Genomic DNA, 19,527 nt, shown 5'->3' on the forward strand with positions numbered 1-19,527 from the left:
GGCTCCCCCCTATCGAGCAGGCTCGGCGCGAGCTGGTCGAGGCCGTTTGAGGGAGCCCACTGCTGGCGCAGTGGGTCCGGGCACCATCACCGCGAGATCAGCGCACCAGCAGGGGCTGTGCTGCACAAGCTCGAAGGGTTCCGCACAGCCCCTGCTGCATCCAGCGGTGACATCTCTATCTGGCGGAAATAGTGTCTTCTCTAACCAGCCAGAACAGCGATCCGATCCGGGGAGGGCAGGCTTGCGCCATCGCCTCGTCAGAACGGCAGCTCTCCCTGCCTGCCTTGCTGCGGCGCACGTGGCGGCGCCCCTTTCCCCAGCAGCACCAGGGCTGGACCGTCGAGCGTGTAGACCACGTGCCGCTGCCCACCCCGGTTGACATGATCGACGGCGTAACCCTGGTAGTGCCGACGCAACAGACCCCCCTTGACGAGCTCTGACACCGAGCGACTGATGTTGGTCCGGGCCGATGCCCGAGCCCGGCTCGCCACTTCCAGCGCGATCGCCCGATCGGCGGCCTGGTGCTCGGGCGGCAGAAGCCCGTCCCGCACAAGTTCGGCTCTCACCCGCTCGATCAGGTCCTGGCGCTGGCTGTCCCGGCCCGCCATCTGCGCCAGGGCATCGCCGAGCCAGTCCCGCAGCAGCACGGGCCTACCGCCGGAATCGACCCACGGTCCGGCACGACCTCGCTCATCCGCGGCTTCGGCGATGAGAGTCAGCAACATGAAGGCATAGCGCGGACGGCTGCTGACGCGGGCCAGCGTTCCCAGAAGACCCGCCACTTCGGCCCGTGGCGCCCGTACGACATGGCAAGGTGCATGGAACATGAGGAGACGGAATCAAGCACATTGAGGGAATCGTGTGAATCCCTTTTCCATCAACGCTGTCAGTGAGTCGCCTATGACACTTTACCGGCGATGAAGTGTCGTCCGCGCCACCTGGCCATCGAGGGCCCGGCCCGGACGTCCCCTGCCCCGCACCCGTGCGATCGCCACTGGACCGGACAAAGACCGGGCCAGACGGGGATCAGCCCTGCAAGCTGGCCTGGGTGACCCGGCAAAGTGTCATCACGGGCATTTCCCGTGCTGCCGGCCAGACCACTCCGGTTGACAGCCCCACGGATTTTCATATCATGTTATATAACGTGCTATGGAGATTGCGATGCAGGACGTTCTGGTCGACATGGGGCCGGCCTTTCTCGGCAGCAGGCTCAAGCGTCTGGCCGAACGGCTCCAGGCCGGAGCGATGCGGGTGATCGAGGAGGCAGGCCTTCCGCTGCAGCCCGGACATATGGCGGTTCTTGCCGCGCTGCGCGGCCGGGCCCTGACCATCGGGCAGCTGGCCGAGGCGATCGGGATCAGCCAGCCCGGGGTGACCCGTGCGGTGGGGCAGCTGGAGAAGCTGGGGATCGTCGCCGGGGTTCCGGCCGCCGACCAGCGCACCCGGATGATCGGCCTCACGCCGGCTGGCCAGGCGGCAGCGTACAGGGCGGCCACGGACCTCTGGCCGCGGATCGGGCTGGCCGCCGAAGAGGTTCTGGGCGGTGGCGGGCATGGGTTCCTTGCCCAGCTGACGGCCATCGAACGGGCGCTGGATCAAGCCTCGATTGCGGAACGGGCCGCTCACGCGAGCGCCGGGGGGCTGCGCATTCGCGAGTTCGAGGACAGTCTGGCCGGTGACTTCCATGACATCAACGCGCAGTGGATCACCGCCATGTTCGCGCTCGAGCCGACCGATCGCGACGTGCTGGAACATCCGCAGCAGCGGATCATCGCGCCCGGCGGGACGATCCTGTTCGTCGAGGCGCCCGGTCTGGGGGTGGTGGGCACCTGCGCGCTGCAACGGACCGGACCGGGGCGTTTCGAACTGACCAAGATGGGCGTTCGCGACAGTGCCCGCGGGCTCAAGGCCGGGGAGTTCCTGCTTCAGGCCATGATCGAGCGGGCCGGGGCGATGGGGGCCGAATTGCTTTATCTGCTGACCAACGCCCGCTGCGAGGCCGCGATCCATCTTTACCGAAAGCTCGGCTTCGTGGACGATGCGCAGATCATGGCCGAGTACGGTGCCCGGTATGAACGGTGCAATGTTGCCATGCGCTTTGCCGGTCTGCCCGCCCCGCCCCTCGCCCGGTAGGGCCGCGGCATCGTCAGCGCGTCAGGAAATCGGCGGCCCGGCCGCGCGGCAAGGATAGGAGAACGGTCATGCGCACTCTCGGAGTGATCGGCGGGCTCAGCTGGGAGAGTACGGCCGAATACTATCGCCTGATCAACCAGGGCGTACGGGACCGCCTGAGCCCCAGCGCCTCGGCCCGGTTGTTGCTATGGTCCTGCAACTTCGCCGAGATCGAGGCGCTGCAAATGCGCGGCGACTGGGACGGCCTCGCGGCGGCGATGATCGAGGCAGCGCAGCGGCTCGAGACCGCCGGAGCCGAGGGCCTGCTCATCGCCAGCAACACGATGCACCGCACCGCGGACCGGGTCGAGGCGGCGATCGGCGTGCCCTTGCTGCACATTGTCGATCCGGGAGCGCTGGCCATCCGCAACCAAGGGCTGGGCACCGTCGGCCTGCTCGGCACCCGGTTCACGATGGAGCAGGACTTCTATCGCGGCCGCCTGGCGGAGCGTCACGGGCTGGAGGTGATCGTCCCCGACGACACCGACCGCGCGACCGTGCACCGGGTGATCTACGAAGAGCTGATCGCCGGCGTGCTGCGCGAGGAATCGCGCGAAGCCTATCGCCAGGCGATGCGCCGGCTGGTCGATCGCGGGGCCGAGGCGGTGATCCTCGGATGTACCGAGATCGCCCTCCTGGTCGGACCCGGTGATTGCCCCGTGCCGTTGATCGACACGACCGCGCTCCACGCCGCGGCCGCGATTGACTTCGCCCTGGGCGGCTGAACCCCAGCCCATTTGCCTCCTAGGGCCGATGACCTCAACCGTGGATGCGTGCGAGCAGTTCGATCAGCTTGCGCACCTCGGCGCGGGTGAAGCGGGCCTTGAGCCAATCCTCGTGCGCGCCGATCGCGGTGCGGGCCTCCGCGAGAGCCGCTTGGCCCGCCGGGGTGAGGTGGAGCGTCTGCTTGCGGCCGTCGACCGCGGACTTGCCACGCACCACGAAGCCACGGTCCTGCAGGCGGTTGACGATCGCCATCACCGTGGCGCGGTCCATCTGCAAACGGGCGGAGAGCGCGGTCTGGGCCAGGCCCGGTTCGGCGGCGACCAGCCACAGCACCGACACCTGCTTCTGCGTGAGATTCAGCGCGGCGAAGGTCTCGGTGAAATGGCGATAGACGGCCCCGTGGGCGAGGCGCAGGTGGAAGCCGACGATCCCGTCCAGATCGGCTGGGAGATTGGACGCAGGGGGCGGTGCATCGCCCGCGCCAGGGCCATCCCATTCGCTCACGATCGTTCCCCGCCCTGACCCGCACAACCGCTGTCCATGGCCGATACCCTACCCTGCGGGCCTCCGGCGTCAACTTGTCCCTTGCCAAAAGCCGTATGTGTTGCATACAAATATCGGGAGAGCCGTGACGGCGCGACGAGTCGCCGCTCGGTGAGTCTTGGCCGCAAGTGGCGATGGGAGAGCAAGTCATGGCAAACCTGCAGCAGGTGCTCGACAATTCGGGCGATATCGTTGGCATGCTGCGCAATTCGCAGCTCGGCGCCTATGTCTACCCGGTGGTCGCCCCGGAGTTTTCCAACTGGCGCAGCGAACAGTGGGCCTGGCAGCACTCGGCTGTCCTGTTCGACCAGTCGCACCACATGGTGAACCTCTATATCCGCGGCAAGGACGCACTGAAGCTGCTGTCCGATACCATGGTCAACAGCACCAAGGGCTGGAGCGTCAACAAGGCCAAGCAGTACGTGCCGACCACGCCCTATGGCCATGTCATCGGCGATGGCATCATCTTCTGGACCGAGGAAGAAAGCTTCACCTACGTCGGTCGCGCCCCCGCCTCCAACTGGCTGCGCTACCATGGCGCGACCGGCGGCTACGACGTCGAGATCGAGCTGGACGATAGGTCCCCGATGCGCCCGATGGGCAAGCCGGTCACCCGCAAGGAATGGCGCTTCCAGATCCAGGGGCCGCAGGCCTGGAACGTGATCGAAAAGCTCAACGGCGGTCCGCTGGAACAGCTCAAGTTCTTCAACATGAGTACGATGACCATCGCCGGGAAGACCGTGCGCACCCTGCGCCACGGCATGTCGGGCGCGCCGGGTCTGGAAATCTGGGGTCCCTATGCCGAACAGGAGGAGATCCGCGCCGCGATCCTCGAGGCCGGCAAGGAATTCGGCCTGATCGCCTGCGGCAGCCGCGCCTATCCGTCGAACACGCTGGAATCGGGCTGGATCCCCTCGCCCCTCCCCGCGATCTACACCGGCGAGAAGCTGCGCGGCTATCGCGAATGGCTGGGCGCCGACAGCTACGAGGCGACCGGTTCGATCGGCGGCTCGTTCGTCTCCGACCGGATCGAGGACTACTACCTCAACCCGTGGGAGCTGGGCTACGGCGGGTTCGTGAAGTTCGACCATGATTTTCATGGCCGCGAGGCGCTGGAGGCGATCGATCCGGCGCAGCAGCGCAAGAAGGTGACCCTGGCCTGGCACCCCGAGGACATGGCCAGGATCATGGCCTCGCTGTTCAACCCCGATGGCGAGACCTACAAGTTCTTCGACGTACCGCTCGCCAACTATGCCTCGTCCAATTACGACCGGGTGGTCGATGCGGGGGGCAGGACGGTCGGCCTGTCGATGTTCACCGGCTACTCCTTCAATGAAAAGCAGGCGCTGAGCCTGGCGACCATCGATCCCGAGATTCCCGTCGGCACCGAACTGCGCGTCGTGTGGGGCGAGGAAAACGGCGGGACCCGCAAGACCACGGTCGAACCGCACAAGCAGATCGAGGTCCGCGCCGTGGTCAGCCCGGTGCCCTACAGCCGCGTTGCCCGCGAAACCTATCAGGAAGGCTGGCGCACCGCGCGCTGAGGCGCTCCGGCCCAAGCCGGCTCGTTCGGCCTGGGCCCGCCTGTCGCACCCTGTCGCGCCGGAGACAAGCATGGTCGCTCCCGTGATCCATCCCGCTTGGGAACGCCCGCCACTAGGCATTACCGAAGGCTACTCGATCGAGATCACAGCCCGCGATGTCCCGGCCCTGCAGGAGGCCGCGCCCGCGATGCCGGTCGATACCCCGGTGGCCGTGACCTTCCTGCCCGGCGAGGCCCAGCCCGACCGGATCGCCGCCGCAGTGGCCGTGCGCGAGCTAGGGTTCGAGCCGATGCCGCACTTCTCGGCGCGGCGGCTGGTCTCGGCGGAGGAGTTCGAGGAGTACCTTGGCGCTGTTGTCGAGCGCGCCGGAGTGCGGCGCTGCTTCGTCGTCGCCGGAGACCCGCCGGAGCCGCAGGGCCCCTTCGCCGACAGCATGGCGCTGATCGCGACCGGCACCTTCGAACGCAACGGCATCCGCGCGATCGGCGTGGGCGGGCATCCGGAAGGACATCCGGTGATGTCCCGGGAGGAATGCTGGCAGGTGCTGGACACCAAGGTCGCCGAGATCACCGCGCGGGGCATGGCGCCGCTGGTGGTCACCCAGTTCGGCTTTGATCCGGACGCTGTCCTGGGCTGGCTGGCCGAGGCGCGGGCGCGAGGGATCGAGGCTCCGGTCCGGATCGGGGTGCCCGGTCCGGCCGGGATCAAGCGGCTGATCGCCTTCGCCGCGCGCTGCGGGGTGGGCGCTTCGACGAGCGTGCTGAAGAAGTACGGGATCAGCCTGGGCAACCTGCTCGGCAGCGCCGGGCCCGACCGGCTGATCGAAGCCTTCGCCGCCGGTCTCGCGGTCGAGCACGGCCGGGTGCGGCTGCATTTCTATCCGTTCGGGGGCGTCGGCCGGACGGTCGAATGGATCCGGGCCTACGATCACGGGCACGGCCTGATCCGGCCCCGCTGAGCCCGCTCAACCAGGGAGAACTCCGTCGATGACCCAGACCATCACCCTGCGCCTGCAATGCGACGACCGCCCCGGACTGGTCGCGCGGGTGGCGAACGTGCTCGCCCGGGTCGGCTGCAACATCGAGGATGCCCAGCAATACAATGACCGGCTGTCGGAGCGGTTCTTCATGCGGGCAACCTTCGTCACGCCCGCAGGCATGGACCTGGCGGCGGTGCAGCGGGCCTTTGCGCCCGAGGCGCAGGCGGCGGGCATGGACTGGACCATGACCGACCAGGCCATCCCGCGGAAGGTGCTGCTGATGGTCAGCCGGTTCGACCATTGCCTGGGCGATCTGCTATACCGCCACCGGCTGGGCGAATTGCCGATGGCGGTGGTCGGGATCGCCAGCAACCACCCGCGCGAGGTGCTGCACACCTCGCTGATCGGCGAGATCCCTTATCACCACCTGCCGGTCACGCGCGACACCAAGCCGCAGCAGGAGGCGCAGATCAAGGCGCTGGTCGAGGCCACCGGGGCCGAGCTGGTCGTGCTCGCCCGCTACATGCAGATCCTGTCGGACGATCTTGCCGCCTTCCTGTCGGGCCGGTGCATCAACATCCATCATTCCTTCCTGCCCGGATTCAAGGGCGCCAAACCCTATCACCAGGCGCACGAGCGGGGGGTCAAGATGATCGGCGCCACCGCGCACTACGTGACCACCGATCTCGACGAAGGCCCGATCATCCACCAGGACGTCGAGGCGATCAGCCATGCCGACACCCCGGACGATCTGGTCCGCAAGGGCCGCGACATCGAACGCCGCGTCCTGGCCGAAGCGGTGCGGCTCCACCTGCATGACCGGGTGTTCCTCAACGGCAGCCGGACGGTGGTTTTCCCGGGATAGAGTCTTTTCCACTTGCGGGGAATCGGCCGCGGGCCGGGGCCGGGCGGGTTCAGTGCAACGGAAACAGCGCCTGGCGGCTGCACCCCCCCGGGGGGGGCGGTCAATCGAGGCGGTAGCCGATGCCCGGCTCGTTCCGGATCAGGCGTGGCTGGGCTGGATCATCCTCCAGCTTCAACCGCAGCGCCCGCACCACGACGCGCAGGTACTCGACGTCCTGCTGGTGCGCCTTGCCCCAGACGCTCTCGAGCAGGGCGCCATGGGTCAGGATGCGCCCGCCTGCGGCGACAAGCTCGGCCAGCACGGCGAACTCGCGGGGGGTCAGGGCCACCGGGCGATCGTGGACGGACACTTCGTGGCGGGACCGGTCGAGACGGATCGGTCCATGAGTCAGGACTCCATCGCGGCCCGCCTGGGTGCCTGCCCCGCGCAGCGCGACCCGAAGCCGGGCGAGCAGCTCGTCGCCATCGAACGGTTTGGTGACATAGTCGGCGGCCCCCAGATCGAGCGCGGCGACCTTTTCCTGGACATCCGCCCGCGCCGAGATGACGATCACCGGCACCGCGGCCAGCGCGCGCAGGGCGGGCAGCAGTTCGAGACCATCGCGGTCGGGCAGGCCGAGATCGAGCAAGACGGCATCGATCCCCCCTGCCCCAAGCGCAGCCATCGCGGCGCGGGCATCGGGCGCCGGCACGGGCGCGTGCCCGTCGCGCTGGAGGATGACGCTCAACAGCCTGAGAATCGCGGCCTCGTCGTCCACACACAGAATCCGGCTCATCCGCTTGCTCCCGAGGAACGGGGCAGGCTCAGCGCAAACCGGGCGCCACCCAACGGGCTCTCGCCCACCGACACCTTGGCCCCCATGGCTTCGGCAAAGCCCTTCACGATCGCCAGCCCCAGCCCGCTGCCCTGGCTGTGATCCGTGCCGGCGAGACGCTGGAACCGGGCGAAGATGCGCTCGCGTTCTGCCACCGGCACACCGGGACCATCGTCGTCGACGGTCAGCACGATCCGGTCATCCTCCGGTTCCGCGGCAATGGTCAGCGCACGCCGCGCGTGACGCAGGCCGTTGTCGATCAGATTGGCCAGAACGTGCTGCAGCAGCACGGGATCGGCGTGGACAAAGGGCAGATCGGCCGGGACCCTCCGGGTGACGGCCAGTCCGGGGGGGATCACCAGCGCAGCGCAGGCCGAAGCCGTTGCGTCGACCAGATCGCAGCTTTCGTTCGCCGCCCGCAGCGAGCCGTCTTCCAGACGGGCCGCCCCCAGCAGATCGGCCATGGTCCGGTCGAGTCGGTGCGCCGCGGCGAGGGCATCGTCGACCGCGGGGTCCCGCCCCCCGGATCCGCGCTGGGCGATCAGTTCGAGGCGACCGGTGATGATGGTCAGCGGGGTGCGGAAGTCATGCGCCAGCGAGGCCAGGAAAGTACGGCGCAGCCGCTCGCTCTGTTCCAGCACCGCCCGTTCGCCACGTTCCCGGTCCAGACTGGCGCGGTCACGGCACTGGCCCAGCAGCCAGGCCAGCTGCTGCACCTGTTCCAGCTCGGACATGGTGCGCGCGCCGCCCTCCGGCCGGCGGGCCAGGGCCAGCACGGCCAGGTCCGGCCGGCTCTTCGCCACGACCGGGACGAAGCTCCAGTCGGCCGCCCCCATGATCTCAGTGCCGTGACCGGTCATGTCGCCATTGTGCAGCGCCCAGGCCGCCGCCGCCAGATCGAGCGAGGTGAAGACCGCATCGCGATTGGCGGTGGTCAAGGCTTCGATCAGCCGGGCCGGGCCGTAACGCCCGCCGACGAAGGCCATCCCTTTGGCCAGGGCGTCGTTCGCATCCCCCGCCGCCAGGACGGCGGAGAGCTGCGCCAGCTCCGCACTGGCCTGGGCGCGGGCGTTGGCTTCGGCCTCGCGCGCGAGGAGCCGGGTCGCCAGGCGGCTCGTCACGACCGCGACGGCGCCCAGCACGCAGACGCTGACCAGACCGTCCAGCCGATCGATCCGAAAGGTGTAGCGCGGCTCGACCAGCAGGTAATTGTAGGCGGCCGTCCCCGCCAGCGCGGCCAGCAGACCAGGCCACAGCCCTCCACGCGCCGCGGCAAGCAGCACCGGCAACAGGAAGAGCAGCGCGGCCGATGCCAGCCCGAGCACCGGCAGCAGCGCGGTGGTCACGGCCGCCACCGCGGCAACGGCCGCCAGCGCGAGCAGGAATGAGCCGGGCAGTCGAGTCACGGCCTCGGGCTATAGCTCGATCTGGCTGCCAAGTTCGACCACACGATTGGGGGGGATGTTGAAATAGGCGGTGGGATCGGCCGCGTTGCGGTGCAGGAACATGTAGATAACCGTCATCCAGCGGGGCAGCAGCGGGCGCGCGGCAAAGCGGATCGCGCTGCGTCCGACGAAGAACGAGGTGCCGCCGGGCCCGTCGAGCAGCCCAGGACTGCGCGCCAGATCGCTCGGCACATCGACCCTGTCCATATAGCCATAGCGCAGCCGGGCGCGGACGAAGGTTGCATCGAAGGGGTCCAGGGACAGCCGCTCGTCCGGCGCGACCCAGGGTTGCGGCAGGGTTTCGACCCGCAGCAGGATCGAACAGCGGTGCAGGGCCTTGTTGTGCTTCAGGTTGTGCAGCAGCGCGGCGGGGACCTGCGTCAGGTCCTGGGTCAGGAACACCGCGGTCCCTTCGATCCGGACCGGCGGCCGGACCGACAGGGCGTGGACGAACTCGTCGAGGGCGATCCCCATCCGGCTGCTCCGCTCGGTCACGGCACGCCGCCCGCGCAGCCAGGTGACCATGACCAGCCCGACCATCCCCGCCACGACGAGCGGAACCCAGCCCCCTTCGGTCACGCGCAGGATGTTGGCGCCGAAGAAGAACACGTCGAGCGCCAGGAACGGCGCGATCAGCAGGGCTGCCCAGCCCAGATCCCAATGCCAGTGTCGCCAGGCGATGATGAAGGCCAGGCAGGTCGTGACCACCATGGTGCCGGTCACGGCGATGCCATAGGCGGCGGCCATCGCCGAGCTGCTGCGGAAGGCGAAGACCAGCACCGCCACGCCGCCCAGCAGAATCCAGTTGACCGCGGGGAGATAGATCTGGCCGATCTGCTGGGCCGAGGTCTGGCGGATCGTCAGGCGCGGCAGCAGGCCCAGCGCGGTCGCCTGGTGCGTGAGCGAGAAGGCCCCGGTGATGACCGCCTGGCTGGCGATCACCGTCGCGGCCGTGGCGAGCACGACCAGCGGCGCGCGCAGCGCATCGGGGGCGAGCAGAAAGAACCAGTCGGCATTGGCCAGAACCTGGCCCCGGGCCTCGGCCTGGGCCAAGGCCTGCAGCGCCAGCGCTCCCTGCCCCAGGTAGTTGAGCGTGAGGGCCGGCCAGACCAGACCGAGCCAGCCCAGCTGGATCGGCAGCCGGCCGAAATGGCCCATGTCGGCAATCAGCGCCTCGGCGCCGGTCACGGTCAGGAAGACCGCGCCGAGCACGAAGAGCCCGGTCACCCCATGCCCGTGCAGGAACTCTATGGCCTGCATGGGGTTCAAGGCGGCCAGAACCCCGGGAGCCTTGGCGATCTGCCACAGCCCCAGAGCGGCGAGGGCCACGAACCAGATCAGGCAGATCGGCCCGAACAGCGCCGCCACCCCGGCCGTGCCGCGCGCCTGGAAGGCGAACAGACCGCACAGGATGCCCACCGTCACGCCCAGGATGACCGGTTCGGACATGCTTTCCAGACCGGGGATCGTCCGCAGCCCCTCAACCGCGGAAAGCACCGAAAGCGCTGGGGTGATGATCGCGTCGCCATAGAACAGGGCGGCGCCGGTGGCGCCGAGCAGCAGCACGATCCGCCAGCCCCCACCGGTCGCGCGCCGGGCCAGCGCCATCAGCGACAGGACCCCGCCCTCGCCGTTGTTGTCCATGCGGGTCAGGAAGGCGACGTATTTGAGCGTGACCACTATGATCAACGCCCACAGGGCGAGGGACAGGACCCCCAGGATTTCCCCGAAGGAAATGCCGTCGGCCCCCGACTGGGCCAGCGCCTCGCGGAAGGCATAGAGCGGGCTCGTCCCGATATCGCCATAGACCACCCCGATCGCGCCGAGGGTCAGGATGCCAAGCGATTGGTTGGGCAGATCGGGCGAGTTTGACACGGACGGAGCCTCCTGATGGTCAGGCTGCCTTGGTCCGGATCGACGTTAGCGCGCCATGCGGATCGCCCACGCGGCGCGTAAACAACGCATAAAAATGGGGCTTGGGTTGCTGGCAAACACTGGCCTGGAACCCCCACCCCCATCCCCTCCCCGACGGGGAGGGGAGCGAGACTGGCCCTGCCCCTCCCCAACGGGGAGGGGAGCGAGACTGGCCCTGCCGCAGGCTGGGCTAGTCGCAGCGGGGAGGAGGCTCGACCGTCGAGTTGGCATTCGACCCGATCACCACAGAAATGCCCGGTGGACCGGCGTTGGGCATGTCCATAAAATAGAACCTTTGTTTTAAATAAGGCCTTGCTATAGTCCCCGGCAGCTGCCGGCTGCGGAACAGTCGGATGAAGCCGGGGCCGGGCGCGATGGGGCGAACCGGCCGGCAGGGGAGAGTGGAGCGATGGCGGTGCAGGTGATTCCGGTGCGGCAGGGGGCGCGCTGAACCCATGTTCCTCGGGATCGATATCGGCACCAGCGGGGTCAAGGCGGTCATCACCGGGGCGGATGGTGCCGTGCTGGCCCAGGCCAGCGCGCCGCTCACCGTCTCGCGCCCGCAGCCGTTGTGGTCCGAACAGGACCCGGACAGCTGGGTGGCGGCGACCCATGCTGCGGTCCTGGCCCTGTCGGCCGACCTGCGCGCGGGGGTGCAGGGCATCGGCCTGGCCGGGCAGATGCACGGCGCCACTCTGCTCGGCGCCGACGATCGCCCGCTGCGCCCCGCGATCCTGTGGAACGATGGCCGCAGCCAGGCCGAATGCGCCGCGCTCGAGGCAGCAGTGCCAGACCTGCGCGCGATCACCGGCAACCTCGCCATGCCGGGCTTCACCGCCCCCAAGCTGGCCTGGGTCCGCGCCCATCAGCCAGACCTGTTCGCTGCAACCCGCAGCGTGCTGCTGCCCAAGGACTATGTCCGCCTCGCCCTGACCGGCGACAAGGCCAGCGACCTGTCCGATTCCGCCGGGACGCTGTGGCTCGATGTCGGGGCGCGGCGCTGGTCCCCGGCGCTCCTCGCGGCGACCGGCCTCGACGAAAGCCATATGCCCCGGCTCCACGAAGGACCCGAGGTGACGGGGACACTACGCCCCGAGATCGCCCGCGAATGGGGCATGACCCCTGTCCCGGTGGTAGCCGGAGCCGGCGACAATGCCGCCGGGGCGCTCGGCGTCGGCGTGCTGGCGGAGGGCCAGGGCATGCTCTCGCTCGGCACCTCGGGGGTGATCTTCGTCGCCACGGCCGCGTTCCGGCCCAATCCGGCCGAGGCGGTCCATGCCTTCTGCCATGCCCTGCCCGGGCTGTGGCACCAGATGAGCGTGCACCTGTCCGCCGCGTCGTGCCTCGACTGGGCGGCCCAGGCCTGCAACCTGCCCGGCCCGGCCGAGCTGCTCGCGCTCGCCGAGCAGGGGGCGGAGCGCGCCGGGGACGAGCTGTTCCTGCCCTATCTCTCGGGCGAGCGCACCCCGCACAACGATCCGAAGATCCGCGCCGCATTCCTCGGCCTGGGCAACCAGACCACCACCGCCGACCTGGCCGCCGCCGTGCTGGAGGGCGTCGCCTTCGCCCATGCCGACGGGATCGATGCCCTGCGCCGCGCCGGCACCCCGATCGCCGAGCTGGCGGTGATCGGCGGCGGCTCGCGCTCGGCGCACTGGGGCCGCATCCTCGCCAGCGCGCTCGACGTCCGGCTGGTCTACCTTGACGGGGGTGAGGTCGGCCCCGCGCTGGGCGCCGCGCATCTGGCCCGCATGGGGGTGACCGGCGCGGGCGCCAGCGAGGCCTGCCCGCGCCCGCCGGTGCGCGCCGTGATCGAGCCCGACCCCGCCTTTGCCGCCCGCCTTGCCCCACGCCGCGCGCGCTTCCGCGCCGCCTATCCCGCCCTTTCGGCCATCACGGAGTAGTCCCATGTCCGCCGCCTATTTCGCCGAATTCGCCCCGGTCCGCTACGAAGGCCCGGACAGCGCCAATGACCTGGCCTATCGCTGGTACGACAAGGACCGCGTGGTCTTCGGCAAGCGCATGGAGGATTACCTGCGCTTCGCCGTGTGCATGTGGCACACCTTCTGCTGGCCGGGCAGCGACGTGTTCGGTGCCGGGACCTTCAGCCGCCCCTGGCTGCAGGGCCCGCAGGACGAGGCCGCCGCCCGGGCCAAGCGCGAGGCGGCACTGACCTTTGTCGACAAGCTCGACCTGCCGTTCTACTGCTTCCACGATGTCGACGTGATGGCCCCGGCCGAGGACATTGCCGCGTTCCGCGCCAGCTTCGCCCGCGCGGTCGATCATTTGGAAGAGCTGCAGGACCGGCACGGGCGCAGGCTGCTGTGGGGCACGGCCAACCTGTTCAGCCACCCGCGCTATCTGGCGGGTGCCGCCACCTCGCCGCGGCCTGAGGTCTATGCCTGGGCGGCGAGTCAGGTGCGCGACGCATTGGAAGCGACGCACCGCCTGGGCGGGGCCAACTATGTGCTGTGGGGCGGGCGCGAGGGCTATGACACGATCCTCAACACCGACCTCAAGACCGAGCAGGCCAACTTCGGCCGGTTCCTCAGCCTGGTGGTCGAGCACAAGCACAGGATCGGGTTCACCGGCACGATCCTGATCGAGCCCAAGCCGCACGAGCCGACCAAGCACCAGTACGATTTCGACACCCAGACGGTCTACGGCTTCCTCAAGCGCTTCGGGCTGGAGGACGAGGTCAAGGTCAACATCGAGGCCAACCACGCCACCCTGTCGGGCCACACCTTCGAGCACGAGATCGCCATGGCCGGCGCCCTCGGCGTGTTCGGATCGATCGACGCCAACCGCGGCGATCCGCAGAACGGCTGGGACACCGACCAGTTTCCCAACTCGGTCGAGGAGCTGACCCTGGCCTGTCTCGAGATCGAGCGCGCGGGCGGGTTCACCACCGGCGGGTTCAACTTCGATGCCAAGGTCCGGCGCCAGTCGGTCGATGCGGTGGACCTGCTGCACGGGCACATCGGCGGGGTCGACGTGATCGCCCGCGCCCTGCTCCGCGCCGAGGCGATCGTCGCCGACGGCCGGATCGACGCCTTCCGCGCCGAGCGCTACGCCGGCTGGCGGGGCGATCTGGGCCGGACGATCGGTTCGGCCAGCCTGGCCGAGATCGCCGATCTGGCCGTGGCACGTGATCTTGCGCCGGGGCCGGTCTCGGGGCGGCAGGAGTGGCTGGAAAACCTGCTCAACCGCTTCTGAGGCGAGCGGGCGCGATGGGGCGCCGCGCCGTCATCGCCGGATCAGCGGCAAGGTGACGGACGAGGGACGCGCGCGGTCGCTGAGGATAGTGATCGCCCGGGGCTGGGCCTGGGGATCACGCGCACGCTCGCGCCAGTCGGAGCCGGTCAGGGTGACCTGCAGGCGATGGCCCGGCTGGAAGGTCCAGCTGGTCGGCATGATGTCGAACTGCAGCCGCGCGGGCTCCCCGGGGGTCAGGGCCTCGGCATCCTCGGCGAAGGCGCGGTGCCAGGGATAGCCGCCGGGCAGGGTCCAGGGCGCCGTGCCGGTCTTGCGCAGACTGGCCTTGAGCCGCCCTTCGGTGATCACCTTCACTGTTCCATCGGGGGCGACATCCTCGACGTAGAGGAACAGGTTGGCGTCGGGCGTGTCGGCCGCGATCCACAGGTCGGCCACGCCATGCCCGGTGTACTCCGCGGCGGCCGCGAAAGGCCGGCCCGCGATCGACCAGCCGTGGCCGGGATTGTGGCAAGGCTGCATGGTTGGGCCGAACCCGCTCTTCTCGCAGGTCACCGCATAGTCGACCGCGAATTCCCGCCTTACCGCAGCGCCCGCGAACGCGCCTTCGACCAGCCCCTTCGTGGTGAGGGCGAAGCTGGCCGGCTTTGCCTCGGGCAGGGGCCAGACCGCGCTCGACCGCCAGACGTTCGGACCCACCACGAAGTAGTGGACCGGATCGTCGCGATCGATCCCGGTGTCGATGCCCTTGAGATGGCGATCGAAGAAGCGCAGCGCTTCCTCGGCCAGGGCAAAGCCGTCGTTCTCGCAATGCAACCAGTCGCCAATCAGGATGCGCGCGCCGGGAATGTTGGCCTGGGCGATCAGGCCCTGATCCCGCAGCTCGTCGCGCCACCCGCCGACCACGTAGAGCGGCACGCCGCCCTGGATCATCTGCGGCCTATAGCTCGACGCGCTGCCCTCGGCCCAGAAGGGGCTCTGCAACTGGGGGGAGAAGCTGTCGCGGTAAGGCAAGGCCTTCCACACCTCGAACAGCGGCACCGCCCGCTGGTGCTGCTCGGCGGCCTGGCGGAGCAGCACCTTGTCGGGATCGGTGTCGACGGGCTTGACCGCCATGTCCTGCGCGATCGTGCGGGTGGGCCCGGTGCCCCACTGCGCGAAGATTCCGCCGCGGCGCATGGCATCGTACTTGTTCCAGGAAAAGCACCCGGCGAACACGGCCTTGAGGTGCGGGGCGTTGACGGTCATCGCCTGCGCAGCGGCATCGCCGGTGTTGGAGCAGCCATACTGCCCGACCATGCCGTTCGACCAGGGCTGGCGGGCGAGCCATTCGATCAGCTCATAGGCATCATGCGCCTCGTTGCGATCGTGATAGCCGCGCATGGTCCCGAACGACTGGCCATTGCCGCGCCGCGCGACCTGGACCACGACATAGCCATAGTCGGTCAGCCGGGGCATGGTAACAAAGCCCGCCGCGCGCGATCCCACCCCGTCGGCGGGCTGCTGGGTGGCGCTGAGCGAATGATGCCAGATCACCGGGAACCGGCTGTCGACCGGCTTGCCGCCCTGCGCCGGGCGGGCGACCAGCACGGCCACCTTCGTCCCGTCGCGCAAGGGCAGGTAGAACGAGCTGGTGACCTGCTCGGAATAGGTCCGGGGGGGCTGGTAATGCCCGAAGGACGACGGGACCGACGCGGGAGAGAGCGCCGGCCCCGCCGCGGGGGAAGATGTGGCGGTCTGCGCCCCTGCCCCGGTCGTCGCCGTCGCCAGCATCACGGCCAGGGCAGCGAGCGCCGCCCGCATCAGAAGGCCTTCCGCACCGAGACCGCGAAGAGCCGGCCGGTCGGGTCGGCGGCGGTGGCATCATACCCGCCGCTGCCATTGCCGCTCGGCGCGATGTTCACGTAGGGCGGCCGTTCGTTGAACAGGTTGCGGACCTCGAAGGTGAGCGTCATGCCCTTCTCGAAGAAGCCCGAGGCGGTGCGGTCACCGATCCGCCAGTTGAGCGAGAAGTCCACCGGATTGAACGCGCGCACGTTCTGCACTGGATTGGCGGCGATGTTGCGATAGCCGTTGACGTGGATCCACTGCACCCGCGCCCCGATCGGCCCGTGCTCATACGTCAGGATCGACCGGACCTTGAGCCTGAGCGGGTTGAAGATCGTGTTGAGCCGATCGACCGTCGGCGCACTCGGCGCGACCGAGATCCGGTAGCTCGTCAGGTAGGTGCCGCCGACCATCAGGCCCAGCTTGTCGCCATTGCCGAGGGTGGCCGAATAGTCCGCGGTGAAGTCGATCCCCCGGGTGCGCGAGGCGCCCAGGTTCTGGCCGCGGCCATCGACGAACAGCGTGACGTTGGCCGCACTGCCCCCGGGCAGCGCGCCGACCACGCCGACGCCCGAGTTGATGTAGTTCTGCACCTGGGTCGCCGCGGCCGCACCCTGGAAGATCACGTTGGTGCCGGCGTAGAACGCCTGGTCGCCCAGGATCGCCAGGTTGGACAGGTTGGCGATCACCTGGTTCTTGTAGTTCACGTCCCAGTAGGTCAGCCCGAAGTGGAGCCCGCGCACCGGATCGAGATCGGCGCCGATCGACCAGGTCTTGGCGGTTTCAGGCTTGAGCCCAAGGTTCTGCCCCGACAGCGCCACGCCCACCAGGGTGCCACCCGCCGGGTTCGAATAGTTCTGGACGAACAGGTTGTTCGAGTTGCCGTAGATTTCCGGGATGGTCGGCGCGCGGAACGAGGTGCCATAGCTGCCGCGCAGCTTCAGCCCGTCGACCGGGGTCCAGTTGACGCCGAACTTGGGGTTGGTGGTCCCGCCCACGTCGCTGTACTTGTCGTGGCGGACGGCGGCGTTCAGCTCGAGCTTCTGGAATCCGGGCACCGCGTTGTCGGCGCCGAACACCGGCACGTAGAGCTCGCCATAGACCGAGTCGACCACGCGGCTGAAGTTGCGGAAGACCAGCGGAGTGGTCGGCGCGCCGCGGGCCGAGCCCAGCGACACAGCGAAGTCCTGCCGCTGGTAACCGGCCGCCAGCTTCACCGATCCGCCGGGCAGATCGACCAGCGAACCGTTCAGCCGCGCCTCGTAGGTCCGCAGGCGGCCGTTGGTCGGGGCCAGGAATATCTGGTTGGCCAGGGTCGGATAGAGCGCCGGATTGGTCCGGCGCAGGCCGTAGGGATCGAAGGCGGCGTTGGGATCGCTGCTGGCCAGGGCCGCGTTGAGCGCCGCGTTGTTGATCGCGGCGACCGAGGTCGAATTGTCGTTGGTCTTGCCGAAGCCGGCCAGCGCCTCGAACTGGAAGTCGTGGGGCAGCTTGATCGACAGCTTGGGCGTTATCTGCCAGCTCTGGGCATAGCCCCAGGAGTCGGGCGACGGCAGCTCGCGGAACATGTAGTCGATCGTGTAGCTGGTCCCGGTGAAGCCGGCGGGACGGACGAAGAAGGCATTGGTCTGCGGTACCGTGATGGTCGCAGCCGTCCAGGCCGACTTGCGGTAGAATTCGCGCCGCGAATAGAACCCGTCGAGCGACAGCTTGATCGAATCGTTCACCTCGAAGGTGGCCGTGCCGTTGACCGAATTGTACTGCTGGCGGGGCATCAGGTCCTGGTTGGCGAGCAGCTCGCACTTGTTGCTGGTGCCCGCCACCAGCGTGCCCGCGGTCGCCTGGGTCACCCCTGCGGCGGGAATGGCATAGGTCTGTCCGGCGGCGCGGATCGTGCCGGGGCTGCAGCGCGTGGTGCGGCCGTCCGGCCCGCCGAAGGGCGTCTGATCGGACACGAAGAAGTTGCGGTTGTCGCCCGACAGGTTCGATCGCTCGACATGCTCGTAGGCAATCATGATCTGCCCGCGCGAGAAGACCTTGCCCAGGGCCGCGCCCAGGGTGATCTCGTGCAGGTCACCCTGCTGGGCGATACCAGTGCGGGCGAAGACCTCGGCGCCGTTCAGGCTGCGCCGCGGGATCAGGTTGACCACGCCGGCCACCGCGTCCGACCCGTAGATCGCCGAGGCGCCGTCCGCCACGACCTCAACCCGCTCGACACCCAGCGAAGGCATGACCGAGGGATCGATCGACCGGCTGTTGTACGTCACGCGGTGCCCATCGATCAGCACCAGGGTGGCATAGGGCCCGATCCCGCGCAGGTTGACCGAGTTGCCGAAGGTGATGTTGCCCGAACCGCCCGACTGGCCACGCGAGTTCTCGGACACGCCGAGATCGAAGTTCTGCGGGATTTCCTTGATCATGCGATCGACGGTGACCGCCGTCGAGCTTTCGATCTGGGCGCGGCCCAGCGAGATGATCGCCGATCCGACCGGGGCCTGGCCACGGATCGAGGTGCCGGTCACGACGATTTCCGTTTCGGGCGCGGCCTCGGCGCTGGCCGTCGGCTTGTCGGCCGGAGCGGTCGACCGACTCTGGGCCGCCGCGACGCCGGGCGCCACCAGCGCGAGAGCCAGCGCGAGACTGGACCCGTGCGAAACGAGCTTGCCGGAAATTGCCATCAGTTCCTCCCTCATGCCCGCAACGGACCAGGCGAAGGACAATCGGCGCGCCGTCACGCGGCGTTATGACCATCCTCTCCCCGGCCGGTCCGTTTGCCGGACTCGCGCCAACCGGCGCCCATTCCGCCGGTTCTGCCCATTAATCGAACAATGGTGGAAAATGTCAACTATCGTTTTCCCGCACGGTTGAACCGGACGGACGGACCGGTTCACAATTCGCGGACAACCGCGTCGTACATCCGGTCCAGCACGTCGTTGAGCATCTGGTGCTCGGCCTCGGTCAGCGAGTGGAGCACGGCGCCCTCCACCTCTTCCATCCGGGCGAACAGGCGGTCGAGCTGGCGGTCCCCCTCCGGGGTGACGTAAAGCGCATGGCGACGCCGATCATCGGGCGAACGGCGGCGCTCGGCCCAGCCGTATTTCTCCAGCTCGTCGATGATGGTCACCGTAACCGACTTGTCGAGCCCGACCTCGCTGGACAGCTCGCTTTGCGAAATGCCCGGGTTCGCCGCGACGATCGCCAGCGACGAGAACAGCCCGGAGCGCAGTCCCATGTCGGCATTGGCGGCGGCGAACTTGCGCGACAGTTGGTTCTGGACGCGGCGCAGGCGAAAGCCGACGAAGTCTCCCAGCCGGCCAAGCGCCAGGTTGGACCGTTCGGTCTCGCCGCCGCGCGCCGTAAGGTTGGAATTGGTTGCCATGCCGGATGCCTGCCGCTGGATTCACGGAGATGATTGACAGCAAAAATAGTTGAAATAATCTACTGTCACGAATGTCGCCCTATTAGAGGCGTCGACCATGGCGCTG

Annotated in this window: 15 protein-coding genes; 7 read left to right on the forward strand and 8 right to left on the reverse strand. The window is 68.6% G+C overall.

Translation table 11 applies throughout. The features are described 5' to 3' along the window. Nucleotides 1–257 precede the first annotated feature (257 nt). Nucleotides 258–827, reverse strand: a complete 570-nt coding sequence (locus H7F49_RS07560) for a hypothetical protein (protein ID WP_185682979.1) — start codon at nt 825–827, stop codon at nt 258–260. Between the two features lie 334 nt (nt 828–1,161). Between H7F49_RS07560 and H7F49_RS07565 the strand changes: the two genes are divergently transcribed. Both H7F49_RS07565 and H7F49_RS07570 read left to right on the forward strand, forming a co-directional pair. After that, entirely contained in the window at nt 1,162–2,133 is a 972-nt protein-coding gene (locus tag H7F49_RS07565) for a bifunctional helix-turn-helix transcriptional regulator/GNAT family N-acetyltransferase (RefSeq protein WP_185682980.1), read from the forward strand. Nucleotides 2,134–2,201: 68 nt separating this feature from the next. Further along, nucleotides 2,202–2,897: an aspartate/glutamate racemase family protein gene (locus H7F49_RS07570; RefSeq protein WP_185682981.1), complete on the forward strand. Its 696-nt coding sequence runs from the start codon at nt 2,202–2,204 to the stop codon at nt 2,895–2,897. A 34-nt stretch (nt 2,898–2,931) separates the two neighbouring features. Here H7F49_RS07570 and H7F49_RS07575 read toward each other — a convergent pair whose 3' ends face one another. Then, on the reverse strand, nt 2,932–3,402 hold the full coding sequence (locus tag H7F49_RS07575) for a MarR family winged helix-turn-helix transcriptional regulator (RefSeq protein ID WP_328806592.1): 471 nt from the start codon (nt 3,400–3,402) through the stop codon (nt 2,932–2,934). Between the two features lie 188 nt (nt 3,403–3,590). Here H7F49_RS07575 and ligM point away from each other — a divergent pair, with 188 nt between their 5' ends. The 3 genes from ligM to purU all read left to right on the forward strand — a co-directional run bounded on the left by ligM (nt 3,591) and on the right by purU (nt 6,829). Next, nucleotides 3,591–4,985, forward strand: coding sequence for a vanillate/3-O-methylgallate O-demethylase (ligM, locus tag H7F49_RS07580; protein ID WP_185682982.1), 1,395 nt, complete (start codon nt 3,591–3,593; stop codon nt 4,983–4,985). Between the two features lie 70 nt (nt 4,986–5,055). Next, nucleotides 5,056–5,943, forward strand: coding sequence for a methylenetetrahydrofolate reductase (locus H7F49_RS07585; RefSeq protein ID WP_185682983.1), 888 nt, complete (start codon nt 5,056–5,058; stop codon nt 5,941–5,943). Between the two features lie 28 nt (nt 5,944–5,971). Continuing rightward, the gene (gene purU / locus H7F49_RS07590) at nt 5,972–6,829 is read left to right on the forward strand and encodes a formyltetrahydrofolate deformylase (protein ID WP_185682984.1); all 858 of its coding nucleotides are present in this window, start codon (nt 5,972–5,974) and stop codon (nt 6,827–6,829) included. Between the two features lie 100 nt (nt 6,830–6,929). On the opposite strand, the gene H7F49_RS07595 is transcribed toward purU, so the two are convergent. The 3 genes from H7F49_RS07595 to H7F49_RS07605 are packed head-to-tail and all read right to left on the reverse strand — an operon-like array spanning nt 6,930 to nt 10,963. Continuing rightward, nucleotides 6,930–7,604, reverse strand: coding sequence for a response regulator (locus tag H7F49_RS07595; RefSeq protein ID WP_185682985.1), 675 nt, complete (start codon nt 7,602–7,604; stop codon nt 6,930–6,932). Continuing rightward, on the reverse strand, nt 7,601–9,049 hold the full coding sequence (locus H7F49_RS07600; RefSeq protein ID WP_185682986.1) for a sensor histidine kinase: 1,449 nt from the start codon (nt 9,047–9,049) through the stop codon (nt 7,601–7,603). The genes H7F49_RS07595 and H7F49_RS07600 overlap by 4 nt, the downstream gene beginning before the upstream one ends. A 9-nt stretch (nt 9,050–9,058) precedes the next feature. After that, entirely contained in the window at nt 9,059–10,963 is a 1,905-nt protein-coding gene (locus H7F49_RS07605) for a potassium transporter Kup (protein ID WP_185682987.1), read from the reverse strand. 494 nt (nt 10,964–11,457) lie between these two features. Here H7F49_RS07605 and xylB point away from each other — a divergent pair, with 494 nt between their 5' ends. Together xylB and xylA are read left to right on the forward strand one after the other, a co-directional pair. Further along, on the forward strand, nt 11,458–12,906 hold the full coding sequence (xylB, locus tag H7F49_RS07610) for a xylulokinase (RefSeq protein WP_185682988.1): 1,449 nt from the start codon (nt 11,458–11,460) through the stop codon (nt 12,904–12,906). A gap of 4 nt (nt 12,907–12,910) precedes the next feature. Continuing rightward, complete coding sequence (xylA, locus tag H7F49_RS07615) at nt 12,911–14,218, forward strand: xylose isomerase (protein WP_185682989.1); 1,308 nt, start codon at nt 12,911–12,913, stop codon at nt 14,216–14,218. Nucleotides 14,219–14,248: 30 nt separating this feature from the next. Here the strand turns inward: xylA and H7F49_RS07620 are convergent, their stop codons facing one another. From H7F49_RS07620 to H7F49_RS07630, 3 genes are all read right to left on the reverse strand, one after another. After that, on the reverse strand, nt 14,249–16,018 hold the full coding sequence (locus tag H7F49_RS07620; RefSeq protein WP_185682990.1) for a CocE/NonD family hydrolase: 1,770 nt from the start codon (nt 16,016–16,018) through the stop codon (nt 14,249–14,251). Then, nucleotides 16,018–18,720 (reverse strand): TonB-dependent receptor domain-containing protein, encoded by a 2,703-nt coding sequence (locus H7F49_RS07625; RefSeq protein WP_185682991.1) that lies wholly within the window; start codon nt 18,718–18,720, stop codon nt 16,018–16,020. Before H7F49_RS07625 ends, H7F49_RS07620 begins: the two co-directional genes overlap by 1 nt. A gap of 209 nt (nt 18,721–18,929) precedes the next feature. Continuing rightward, nucleotides 18,930–19,421, reverse strand: a complete 492-nt coding sequence (locus H7F49_RS07630) for a MarR family winged helix-turn-helix transcriptional regulator (protein ID WP_185682992.1) — start codon at nt 19,419–19,421, stop codon at nt 18,930–18,932. Nucleotides 19,422–19,527 lie beyond the last annotated feature (106 nt).

The organism is Novosphingobium aerophilum, from assembly GCF_014230305.1.
In the GTDB taxonomy this organism is placed as follows: domain Bacteria; phylum Pseudomonadota; class Alphaproteobacteria; order Sphingomonadales; family Sphingomonadaceae; genus Novosphingobium; species Novosphingobium aerophilum.